Annotated in this window: 11 protein-coding genes and 1 pseudogene; 2 read left to right on the top strand and 10 right to left on the bottom strand. The window is 30.7% G+C overall.

Annotated features, from left to right (window positions below; translation table 11 throughout):
* Positions 1 to 400: 400 nt before the first annotated feature.
* From ACJDTP_RS23475 to hydE, 7 genes and pseudogenes are all read right to left on the bottom strand, one after another.
* On the bottom strand, positions 401 to 1,624 hold the full coding sequence (locus tag ACJDTP_RS23475; protein ID WP_039773724.1) for a peptidase U32 family protein: 1,224 nt from the start codon (positions 1,622 to 1,624) through the stop codon (positions 401 to 403).
* A gap of 51 nt (positions 1,625 to 1,675) precedes the next feature.
* Positions 1,676 to 2,317, bottom strand: a pseudogene (locus ACJDTP_RS23470) (YoaK family protein).
* A gap of 72 nt (positions 2,318 to 2,389) precedes the next feature.
* Entirely contained in the window at positions 2,390 to 3,202 is an 813-nt protein-coding gene (locus ACJDTP_RS23465) for a carbon-nitrogen hydrolase family protein (RefSeq protein ID WP_406762614.1), read from the bottom strand.
* Positions 3,203 to 3,313: 111 nt separating this feature from the next.
* Positions 3,314 to 3,964: a deoxyribose-phosphate aldolase gene (gene deoC / locus ACJDTP_RS23460; protein ID WP_406762613.1), complete on the bottom strand. Its 651-nt coding sequence runs from the start codon at positions 3,962 to 3,964 to the stop codon at positions 3,314 to 3,316.
* Between the two features lie 39 nt (positions 3,965 to 4,003).
* The gene (locus ACJDTP_RS23455; protein WP_406762612.1) at positions 4,004 to 5,674 is read right to left on the bottom strand and encodes a nitrite/sulfite reductase; all 1,671 of its coding nucleotides are present in this window, start codon (positions 5,672 to 5,674) and stop codon (positions 4,004 to 4,006) included.
* A gap of 142 nt (positions 5,675 to 5,816) precedes the next feature.
* Positions 5,817 to 6,704 (bottom strand): phosphatidylserine decarboxylase, encoded by an 888-nt coding sequence (locus tag ACJDTP_RS23450; protein WP_406762611.1) that lies wholly within the window; start codon positions 6,702 to 6,704, stop codon positions 5,817 to 5,819.
* A gap of 62 nt (positions 6,705 to 6,766) precedes the next feature.
* Positions 6,767 to 7,798 (bottom strand): [FeFe] hydrogenase H-cluster radical SAM maturase HydE, encoded by a 1,032-nt coding sequence (gene hydE, locus ACJDTP_RS23445; protein ID WP_406762610.1) that lies wholly within the window; start codon positions 7,796 to 7,798, stop codon positions 6,767 to 6,769.
* Between the two features lie 381 nt (positions 7,799 to 8,179).
* On the opposite strand from hydE, the gene ACJDTP_RS23440 reads away from it, so the two are divergent.
* Both ACJDTP_RS23440 and ACJDTP_RS23435 read left to right on the top strand, forming a co-directional pair.
* Positions 8,180 to 9,151, top strand: a complete 972-nt coding sequence (locus ACJDTP_RS23440) for an ABC transporter ATP-binding protein (RefSeq protein ID WP_406762609.1) — start codon at positions 8,180 to 8,182, stop codon at positions 9,149 to 9,151.
* Positions 9,138 to 9,947, top strand: coding sequence for an ABC transporter permease (locus ACJDTP_RS23435; protein ID WP_077840693.1), 810 nt, complete (start codon positions 9,138 to 9,140; stop codon positions 9,945 to 9,947). The genes ACJDTP_RS23440 and ACJDTP_RS23435 overlap by 14 nt, the downstream gene beginning before the upstream one ends.
* 102 nt (positions 9,948 to 10,049) lie before the next feature.
* On the opposite strand, the gene ACJDTP_RS23430 is transcribed toward ACJDTP_RS23435, so the two are convergent.
* From ACJDTP_RS23430 to serC, 3 genes are all read right to left on the bottom strand, one after another.
* Positions 10,050 to 10,211: an aminoacyl-tRNA hydrolase gene (locus ACJDTP_RS23430; protein WP_173715139.1), complete on the bottom strand. Its 162-nt coding sequence runs from the start codon at positions 10,209 to 10,211 to the stop codon at positions 10,050 to 10,052.
* An 85-nt stretch (positions 10,212 to 10,296) separates the two neighbouring features.
* Entirely contained in the window at positions 10,297 to 11,097 is an 801-nt protein-coding gene (locus ACJDTP_RS23425) for a multinuclear nonheme iron-dependent oxidase (RefSeq protein WP_077840692.1), read from the bottom strand.
* 124 nt (positions 11,098 to 11,221) lie between these two features.
* Positions 11,222 to 12,304, bottom strand: coding sequence for a 3-phosphoserine/phosphohydroxythreonine transaminase (gene serC / locus ACJDTP_RS23420; RefSeq protein ID WP_077840691.1), 1,083 nt, complete (start codon positions 12,302 to 12,304; stop codon positions 11,222 to 11,224).
* Between the last annotated feature and the right edge of the window lie 40 nt (positions 12,305 to 12,344).

Below are 12,344 nucleotides of genomic sequence, written 5' to 3'. Positions count from 1 at the left end.
ATTAAGAAAAGAAATAGCTAATAGCATGAAAAACTAACTTTCTTATGTTATTAACTATATCTATGAATAATTCAGGTTAAATTATGAATTTTATTAATTAGAACTTATATATTCGTTAAAATATATTTATTTAAATTTAAATAGAATCTTATTTCTCCTCTGTAGCCAAGTATCTTTTAGAAATTTTCATATGATTAATATTTAAAAAATTTTAAATATACCATTAGTTTTCTTTATATTCCTGAATATAGACAGAATCACCATAACCGATGCACTAATCCATAAATTAATACCTTTTATAGCTTAAGTATTGGTTATAAATATATTAACAGATTAGTCTACAATTTCGAGCCACATGTTATTTACAATTATATAATTTTTACTTGCATAATATTTGAAATTATACTTCCTTACTTTTAACAAGTATATCTCCAGTTTTTAATTCGTTATTACATTTTACTGTAAAAATCATTTGTGGACGATTCGCACTTTCTATGATTTCCCCATTTTCTTTTCTCATATCTTCGAGCTTTATAAGTTTATTCTCTCCTAATATAGCTAACACTTCCACAAAATCTCCATTATAAACTTTATTTCTTTGCTGAATGGTTGCAATATGCATCTCTCTATTATAGTCCTTAACTATCCCTACCATATCATAATTATGTATATATGCTGAGGTTTCATAATTTTGTCTTACTTCTTCATCAAAATAAAAACCAGTTGTATATGGCCTGTGACTAGGCTTTTCCAGTTCTTTCATCCATCTTGGATCATATTTATAATTCTTAGGATCTTCAATATATTTATCAATAGCCTGCCTATACGCCTTTACTACAGATGCTACATAATATGCGCTCTTCATTCTACCTTCGATTTTAAGAGAATTTATACCAGCTTCAATAAGTTCTGGGACATGCTCTATCATGCATAAGTCCTTTGAATTCATAAAGTACATTCCATTATCACTTTCATTAACTTTGTCATAATTCCCTTGTTCTTTTTCTTCATAAAGATGATATTTAAATCTGCAAGGCTGTGTACATGTTCCTCTGTTAGAATCTCTGCCTGTTATGTAATTTGATAATAAACATTTACCTGAAATCCCCATACACATTGCTCCATGAACAAAAGCTTCTATATCACAGGTTTCTGGTAGTTCTTTTCTCATTGTCTTTAACTCTTCAAGGCTCATCTCTCTTGCTGCTACAATTCTTTTAACTCCAGCCTTATGCCAAAATAAAGCTGATTTATAATTTAAATTGCTGGCCTGAGTACTTAAATGTATTTCAAGATCTGGTGCAACAGCCCTAGCTATGCTAAAAATACCCGGATCAGCAATAAGTACTGCATCCACACCTATTTCATATAGTTCAGCTATATATTCTTCAATGCCAACTAAATCATCATTATGTGGAATTATGTTTAATGTAACATGAACCTTTCTTCCTCTTGAATGTGCATATTCAAGTCCTTCTTTTAATTCTTCTATTGTAAAATTATCTGCTGATGCTCTTAAGTTTAATTTACTTCCACCAAGATATACTGCATCAGCTCCAAAATTTATAGCTGTCTTAAGTTTCTCCAAATTTCCTGCTGGTGCTAAAAGTTCTGGCTTATTCATATTTGTTTTCTCCTTATCTCTTATGAAACTACTATCTGTACTAGTACATTTCTATTCTTCTATTTTAAGTATTATTAGAGCTAAAACTAACACAATTGCTGCATACCATATAGCATTTTCACCAAATTTTAGTGTTAATATCCCGCCACCAAAAGCTCCAAATATAAATGAAAAAATTATTATGAAGTAGCGTATTGCTTTAATAGCTTCGTTTATATCTTTTTGTGTAACAGCAATATAGGCTGTTTGAGAAGCTGAACGCAAATTGCCTGTTGACATAGTCGTAGCATATGGAGAATCAACAAGCTTACGGAATGAAGATACTTGTATAGATGCAACAAAGGAAATTATAACTGTCACAACAATATTAGAAATATTATTTGGTATAAACCCAATAATAATAATAGTTAAAATTTCAATAATCAAAACTATTTGTGTCTAGTCTGTTAAAAATAACTTTGCCGAATATTTTTTTATTGATTCAACTGTAATTACTCCAGTTATACAAGCCAATATAGGTGGAATATGTAATATTGCCTCTTTAAATTGACCATTAGCAGCACATGTTCCAAGTAGTACAATATTTCCCGTTTGTGCATTAGCAAAAACTCCATCTTGCCCAACAAATGTATAGGCGTCTAAAAAACCACCAACGATTGCAAGAAGTATACCTAATCTAACAGATTCATGAATTTTATGGTTAGAATGTAGACTTCTTTTTTACTTATTATGTTACTAATTTTGCTTTCCAACCATTGCAACCTCCTATGAATTACAAATTTCCGAGTAAACTTCTGCTCTTCTTAAGCTCATATATGGTTTCTCATTTCTAGATTTAGCTGATTCATTTATATCAATGTCAGCATAAATTAACTGTTCCCTATCATCTGCCTTGATTACTATATCCCCATTTGGGTCTACTACTATGGATTGTCCTGCAAAATCCATATCATCCTCTTTACCGGCTCTATTGCACATAGCTGTAAAAACGCTATTTTGCATTGAAGGAATTCTCACTTCCCATTCAAACATTTCTAAAGGCTCACTTTTTACATTAGCAGTAGGTATTATTATAATATCAGCTCCTTCTAAAGCACATACTCTAAAACTCTCTGGTAAATGCCTGTCAAAGCAGACTATAATTCCAATTTTCCCCATTGGCGTATCATAAACTTTAAATCCAGTATCAGATGGATGATAATAATCCTGTTCATAAAATTGATGACATTGAGCTATATGAACCATTTTTGAAGTACCTAATATTGTTCCATCACTATTAATAACTAATGATGCATCAAAACACTTTCCATTTTCTTTTAAGTATACATTAGGAATTGAGATTATTTTAAATTCTCTAGATTTTTCTTGGATTTTCTTAATTTTCTCATCTGTAATAGAAATAGCATAATTAGAAGCATCTAGCCCCTCGTACTGTGGAAAGAATGGGTTTAGCTGTAATTCTGGAAAACATATAAGTTGTGCTCCATTTTGTGCCGCAATCTCAATTAAGTTTAATGTTTTCTCTAAGTTTTTATCCGGATTTTCACTAATCTCCATTTGTGCCAAAGCAATCTTCATAAATATCACCTCCATTTTAGCTTAAATGCTAATAAATATCCTAATATTCTTAAGAATATTAGAATATTTATTGTTAAACATATTATCTTATTATTTTTTTAGAATGAGAATCTATTTATTATCTTCGAGAATACTAACACTTGCACTTGCACCAATTCTATTAGCGCCTGCATTTATCATATCCATAGCAGATTTTAAATCCTTTACTCCACCAGAAGCCTTAACTCCCATATCTGGTCCTACAACCTTTCTCATAAGTGCAACATCTTCCTTAACTGCTCCGCCAGTAGAGAATCCTGTTGAGGTTTTAACAAAATCAGCTCCTGCTTCTTTAGATATTTCACATATTTTAATTTTTTCTTCATCTGTTAAAAGACATGCTTCCATAATTACTTTAACTACTGCTTTTTTATTAGCTGCATCTACAACAGCTTTTATGTCTTCTTTAACTAACTCATAATTCTTTTCTTTCAAAGCGCCTACATTTATAACTGTATCTACTTCATTTGCACCATTTTCTATTGCCTGCTTTGTTTCAAAAGCTTTAACTTCTTTAGTGGTAGCTCCAAGTGGGAATCCAATAACTACACATGTGCTGACACCTGATCCTTTAAGTTCTTTACTTACAATTGCAGCATTGCACGCATTTACACAAACTGAAGCAAAACCAAATTCCTTAGCTTCTCTACAGAATTTTTTAACTTCCTCAGTTGTTGCCTCTGGTTTTAATATTGTATGGTCTATGTATTTAGCTAAATTCATAATCTACTTCTCCTTGTTTTTTATTTTGTTCTAAACTAGTTATTCAAAATCAGCATATAAGTCTGGTCTTTCACTAATACTTTCTAGTGTAGAATATTTATCTACTAATTTTCTTATCTCAACCTCTTTATTTTCAATGAATTGCTCAAACTCTTCATAACCTGAATGAACTTTTAGAAAAGCTAAATCACCAAATAAATCAGGTATTTTCTTAGCAGCTATTTCTCCATATACTTCTCCAAACTTTGCTACACCAGGTCCGACTTTCCCATTAAATAATATAGCATATACTGGTATTAAGCCATCCTCAGTTCGTTTCTTCTTTCCAATAAGGCCAATAATACCTTTCTGAGGTTGTGCACATGAATTTTGACATCCTGAAATAAGTAATTGTGGAAGTGCATTTTTTATTTCAAAAGACTCATGTTTGAAGGTTTCAATTATCGCCTTAAGCAATCCTTGAGAATTATTTATTCCAAACTTACAGATTTTAGGTCCGGCGCAAACCACTGAGTTATCTATATTAAATCTAGAAGAAAAATCTGATGTAAGATCAATTAATCTTTCTGCATCAGCTTCTTTTAAATCTCTAACAAAAAATCCTTGTGTCATTGTTAATCTTATAGATACTTTGTAATCCAAGGTTTCTAAAAAATCTAATATACTATCTAAATTTTTAGTAGCCATATTTCCACTTTGCTCATGAATATATACTGAATAATATCCATATTGTTTTTGGACTATCATTCTATTTTTATACTCTTTATCCAATTGTGTTTTATTATAGGTATTTGTAACCTCTAAGTTTTTTACATTATTTTCTATATTAAGAGTTAAATCTTTTTCCGCTCTAACTTTTTCAAGCTCAATCTTAAACATTTCTCTAAAAGCTTCTTCACCTAATCTTTGTAGCACAAATCTCAATCTAGCTTTGTGCCTATTTGTCCTATCTCCTTCTCTTTCAAAGATTTGCTTCATAGCTTGTACATAATACAATGCCTCATTATGATCAATAAAATCTTCAAGCTTTATACCTACTCTTGGTCCGCCACCAAGTCCTCCAGCGCCGTATACCTCAAAGCCTCTTTTTCCATCAACTATTTTTGCTATAAATCCTATGTCTGTAATAGTCGCATTAACAGTATCTTTTACACTATTTGAAAAGGCTATCTTATATTTTCTAGGTAATTTAAGATTTTTAGGATCTTCCATCATATAATTTGCAACTGCCTTCATATATGGCGTAACATCAAAGACTTCATCTACTGCTACACCTGAAAGAGGAGAGCATGCAACATTTCTTATACCATCTCCTCCAGCAGCTTTTGTAGTTAAGTCGGCTTTTATTAACTCTTCTAAAACATTATTTAAATCATCTATTTTTACAGAATGAAACTGCACATCCTGTCTTGTTGTAAAACGAATTTGATTTTCTCCATATTTCTTTGCAATTTTGCTTATTGCCCTTAATTGATCTATTGTTATACATCCACCTGGAATTCTTGGTCTAATCATATACGTCTCTGTCAGCCTTTCTTTATATATTCCCATAATAGAGCTAAATGATTTAAGATTTTCTATTTTACCTTCATTGTATAATCGTAAATTCTCTTTAAATTCATCTATACTTTTTAAAATTTCTTCAGTGATTGTTAGCACTGGTGCAGCTTTAACTGCAGCTTCAATTACAGTTTTATTTGTATTAGACATGTAAATCACTCCCCAATTTTTTAGATATTGCTTTTACTACAAGTTATTATCCTTGTATTCATATTAGTATAGTGCGAATTATATATCAACAAATAAAATATCTATCTGTGCTAGTACAGATTTTAAAACCAAAATCTATTCACTACATTTTACAGCCAATTTTTTCTCCCATAAAAACTTGAGTTTCAAATCCTCTCTGAGTTTGATCTACTATTTCTTTATCAATTTTCACTTTATCTTTTTGGAACATTATCACTATTGTAGATCCTCCAAATTTGAAATATCCTTTTTCATCACCTCTATTTACAGGCACTTTAGGTTTATAAGTTTGTATTATTGATCCAACACAAGTTGCACCAACCTCAATATATAGAACTCGCCCAAAATTTTCAGTATCGAAAACACTCCACTGTCTCTCATTTCTGCAATAAATTTCAGACACTTTACTTAATGCTATTGGATTTACAGAATAATAATTTCCTTTTATTCTAAAACTTTCTCTACACATTCCATTATCTATAAAATGATATCTATGATAATCTGTAGGACAAAGTCTTAAAATCAAACAACTTCCTTCTGAAAATTCTTTAGAAATAACTTCATTATCAATGAGTTCATTAAGTTTATATACACCACCTTTAATGTGAACGATTTTATCTAAGTTAATATTCTCATAAGCTGTTATCTTCCCATCTCCTGGTGATATTAGTGACTCACAAGCCGAATCTATTAGCCTAGCTTCTTTCTTTAACTTCCTTGAAAAAAAATCATTAAAAGATTTAAACTCATTTATTTTCTTTTCAAACATTGAAGTATCTATATTAAACTCATTAACAAATGAAGTAATTTTCTTGCTGCTTAGCTTACTATCACAAAAATATCCATAAGCTTTTGAAAAAAACTTCTTTTTAATTATTATTTCCAGCAAGCTCATTCCAACAGGTGAAGAATACATCCATTTGAGATACTTATCCCCTGCAATTTTTTCAATTTCATATTTCTTGTCTTTTCTATTATAGTACTCAATCATATCCAATCACTCCCAAACTTTCTTAAGTCACATGAACGAAAATACCATGTCAAAATGCATAATCAAATCATTTTTAATCTGGAACCAAGTTCTTTTGAAACAGTTCTTCCTATAGAACTTATTTTCCCAGTAATACAGTTCCAACATTGATTTGGCGTTTCATTTATACATATCTTTCCAGGATAAATTGCATATAATTTTCTATATTCTCCTTCTGTAATATTCGGCATAACAACATTGGCTCCACTTGAAAGTGCAATTATTCTGCCATTTCTATTTAAACTTTCCATTGCAGTTGTAGCAGGTATATTTACATTTGGTAGCAAAAGCCTAACTAAAGCCATTACCTTTATACTCAATGTAAAATTATCTGCTTTAAAATTACTTAAAGGTGTATTTTCATTTGGAATAAATGGACCTAAACCAATCATGTCTGCATCTATTTCTTTAAAGAATAGTATATCATCAGCTATAGATTCTATAGTTTGATTAGGCAGGCCATTCAAATTACCAGTACCAACTTCATATCCTAATTCTTTTAAATCTCTAAGGCATCTTTTCCTTTCATCATGACTCATTCCTGGGTCTAAATATTCATACAACTCCTTATCAGTAGTTTCTATTCTAATTAAATATCTATCTGCTCCTGCTTCCTTGTAAGCTTTATATTCTTCCAATGTTTTCTCGCCCAAACTTAAAGTAACTGCTACTCCCATTCTCTTTATATTTGATATTATATTTGTAAGGATATCTACTGTATAATACAAATCTTCTCCTGACTGCAAAACAATGCTCTTATATCCGTATCCAACAGCCTTCTTAGCTAAGTCAATTATTTCATCAGGCATTAATCTGTATCTTTTAATATTTCCATTAGACTTTCTTAATCCGCAATATAAGCAATCACGTCTGCATATATTTGAAAATTCAATAATACCTCTTAAATGAACTTCATCCCCTACATATTTCTTTCTTACCCTATTGGCAGCTTCAAAAAGTGCTTCATCAATACTACTATCCTTAAGTATATTTACTAATTCTTTCTTACTTAAATTATGACTTTTCTCAGCTTTTTCAATCAGCTTTATATTCATAGATATCACTCCTAAAACAATAAACTATACTCCATTTTATAATTAACACTTTATAATAGGAATATTTAAATATCAAGAAATAAAATAATCATCTGTACTAGTATAAAAGATACCACTTGTTGTAAATGTTCCGAAGTATTATTCATTAATTTTATTATTTGAAGGTATATCTCGTTACAAATAACTATTATAATTTTAAAATATATACACAAAACTCTCTTTTGTACTAGCACAGAAGAGACTTTTTTATGTTGAAATAGATTAAGTTGTGACATAAAATATAAACACCCCCACCCAGGGTGAGTATTTATCCCCAAATCTATTCTTTAAGAAACTAAACTGATAATAAATAAAATGTTTAATTGAGATAGGAGTGAAAATATGAACAATAACATTTTAGAAGTTAAAAATTTAAAAAAGACTTTTCATGTGAAAAATGGGCATAAATTTGAGGCTGTAAAAGATATCAGCTTTGATGTGAAACGCGGCGAGGTATTTGGCTTTTTAGGTCCAAATGGTGCAGGTAAAAGCACAACAATAAGTATGTTAACTACGCAAAGAACCGCTACTGCTGGAGAAATAATACTCGATGGAAAATCTTTAATTAAAAATCCAGTTGAAGCACGAAGAAAGATTGGTGTTGTTGCGCAGCACAACAATTTGGAGAGAGGATTAACAGCAAGAGAAAATCTCATCTACCATGCAAAATACTTTGGAATGGAAACAAAAACAGCAAATAAAAAAGCAGATGAATATCTTGAAAAATTCGGTCTTGCAGACAGACAGCATGATTATGTTAGAAGCTATTCCGGCGGTATGGCACAAAGACTAAAAATTGCTAGGTCAATGATCCATATTCCCGAAATACTTTTTTTAGACGAACCAACAACAGGACTAGACCCTATCTATAGAGCTATTTTGTGGGAACAAATGACTGCCCTTAACAAGACTGCTGGCACAACAATATTTCTTACTACCCACTACATGGAGGAACCAGAACAACTTTGCCAGCGTATCGCTATTGTAGATCAAGGAGAACTGAAAGCACTTGGTACTTCAGCTGAACTTAAGGAAATGATTCCTTCCAACAACATTGTATCTATGAAATTATCTGACTTGAATGCAAGTTATGTGGAAACGGCAAAAACATTACCAGGTGTAAAAAAAGCTGCCATTCAAAATGGATTGCTTTTACTTTATATGAATGATGCACAACCAGATTTCAACTACTTAATCAACTGGACCAAACAGCAAAATACAACCTTACAAAATATCAGCTTGAGTTCCAGCACATTAGATGATGTTTTCATTCATTTAACAGGAAAGGAGATCATAAATCATGAAAACAAATAATAAAGAAAAAGATATAACATTTACAGCTTTTAACGCCATGGTTAAGCGTGACCTTATCATTCAACTGAGAGATAAATGGGAATTTGTTTTCCGAGTAGCAATGCTACCATTTATTTTGATATTAACCTATGGATATGTCCTTCCGAGAATAGGATTACTTCCAGAAAACTTTCCAAATAGAATGTTTTCTGGAATGATAGGAATGAGTATGCTTATTACAGGCATTCATGGTACAGCTATTCCATTCACTATGGATTTTAATAACTTACGTGAAATAGAAGACCGATTGCTAGCTCCTGTGCATGTTAATATAATCGCTTTAGCAAAAATGGTAGTAGGTATTATTGAATCTTTTATAGGTGGTGTAATTGTTTTACCTATATCTCTCATTTTTATGGGAAATGCTCTTGATATTGTTGTCACACCAAAACAGATTCTTATGCTTATTCCTATATTGATTTTAATTTCAATTGCATCAGCATGTTTGGGTCTTTTAGTTGGTACCATTATTAAACCTATGCAAATTGCTGCCATGTTTCCTGGATTTTTAATGCCTGTTGTGTTTTTAGGTACTATCTTCTTTTCTTGGGGAGACCTTTCCGCAACACCAATAATTCAGAAAATTGTACTTGTGAATCCTCTTGTGTATGCAAATGAAGCCTTAAGATCAATTCTTACACCAAATATTACTCATATGCCTATGATATACAGTATTGTTGGCTTGATAATAAGTATTTTTATTATGGGATATTGGGGCGGAAATAGATTTACAAAAATGGCAACCGGTGCGAAGTAATGTATATTATTTAATGTATTTCACTAGTAAAAGTTATAATATTTGAATGGTGAAAAATCAATTTTCATATATAAAAGGCGCAAAACTGCGCCTTTTGTTTTTTTATTCTTCATTATCTACTGATAAATTAATTTCTTCGTATGTTATAACATTATCTTTTTGTTCTACCCAAACCTTGTGTGAAATAAAAATATCTTTTGATGCTTTAGAAATACTCCTCATTTCACATACTTTTAAGAATCTAATTAATTCTTTAATATTCATAATAACTACCTCCACGCATTAAAAAAATTATAAAAAATAGCTGCTAAACATATTTCAGAATAGACAGCCATTGTCAAATATCAAATTATTTTATTGAATTGCATATATATTGAATTTCATTCAGTTGTTTTTCTAAAGAATAAATAATTGTATCATCATCCTCTGATTCTACACCATTGTATTCCAATGTAACTATATTGGGATTTGTATAATTTAAAACCCATTCTAACAATTTGTAATCTTCATTTTCCATGGTTTGATGTGTATCGGATATAAAACCATCTTTATCATAGCCAGAACCATTTACATGAATTTCTACAACACGATTAAGTGGTAACTCTCGAATATAATCATGAATATTCCAACCATGATGTTGCGCAGTAATCTTTGCATGGGTAAGATCAAGTAAAAATGATACATCATTATCTGTAAGCAATCGACTAATTTGTTCTGGCATAATATAAGGATAATGATCAATCGGCAATACACGTTCTTTCGGCAAATCATGAATATTTTCAAGTAATAATGGTACTGTTAAGTTGTTTTTAAAAATCTGAATCTGTTTCGACATATGTTCATATATATTTTCATCAGTCATGCCAGGATACATATCTGAATTTTTTATTGCAAGATGAATGCCATAATGTGGAGAATTGCACTTTCTTATGAGATTATTTGCAAAATTAAAATCTATAATTTCTATATTTTTCATTCCCGTGCGCTCAAAATATCCTAGACCATGAAGTAGAATTGGTCGCATTGAACGCATATTTGAAAACTGTTCATTAAAAGTCCCATATACACCAGACTTAATATAATCTATATTAACACTGTCTTTTTCAATAAGAAATTTCAAAGCCTTTGACCAACTACATCCAATATACATATTTTACATCTCTCTCCCATTAAATCTTAACATGCTTATTTATTTTACTATAATATTTATCTCTAAATTATCCTTTAATAAATTAAATTAGTTTATTATAAAAACAAATGTTAACAACATGTTTTTATTTGTTTTCTTCTTCAAATTTCTTCATGAATTCAACTAATGCTTTAACCCCTTCTATTGGCATAGCATTATATATACTTGCTCTCATACCACCAACAGTTCTGTGTCCTTTTATATTTTCAAATCCTGCTGCTTTAGCTTCCTTTATAAATTTAGCATCTAATTCATTTCTTCCAGTTATAAAAGGTGCATTCATTAAAGAACGATCTTTCTTCACAACTGTTCCTTTAAACATTGTACTTGAATCAAGGTAATCATATAATATAGAAGCTTTTTCTTCATTAATCTTCTTCATTGCTTCGAGTCCACCCTTATTTTTAAGCCATTTAAATACTTTTCCACATATATATATTCCATATGCTGGTGGTGTATTATATAATGAATCATTATCTGAATGAATCCTATATTTTAACATGGTTGGAGTACCTGGCAATACATCATCTGTAATTAAATCTTCACGAATTATCACAATTACAACTCCAGCAGGCCCTACATTTTTTTGAGCTCCTGCATATATTAATCCATATTTTGATACATCTACAGGCTCTGATAAAAAATCTGATGACATATCAGCTACTAATATCTTATCTCCTGTTTGAGGAATATCATTATATTTAATTCCATGCACTGTTTCATTATGGCATATATAAACATAATCTGCATCATCAGAAATCTTTAAATTCTTTAAATCTGGTATATATGTGTAATTCTTATCTTCTGAAGAAGCTATAACGTTAACTTTTCCATATATCTCAGCTTCTGCTATTGCTTTTTTAGACCATTGCCCTGTTTTAATATAATCTGCAACCTTGTTTTTCATTAAATTCATTGGAATCATTGCAAATTGTTGTGATCCTCCACCTTGAAGAAATAATACTTTATACTTATCTGGTATACTCATTAGCTCTCTTAGTGTTTTTTCAGCTTCTGTAATAATCCCCTCAAAAGCCTTAGAACGATGACTCATTTCCATAACTGACATTCCTGTACCATTATAATCTAGCATTTCCTCCGCTGCTTCTTTTAGAACCTCTTCTGGCAGAACAGCTGGCCCTGCTGAAAAATTATAAACTCTTGACATTTAAAAGCCCCCCCTTTAGTAAAACAAGCCAGCTAACTGG

It is taken from the genome of Candidatus Clostridium helianthi, from assembly GCF_045310795.1.
Lineage (GTDB): Bacteria > Bacillota > Clostridia > Clostridiales > Clostridiaceae > Clostridium > Clostridium helianthi.
The sequence above is the reverse complement of the archived record's forward strand: the minus strand, read 5'-3'. Positions and strand labels throughout refer to the sequence as shown.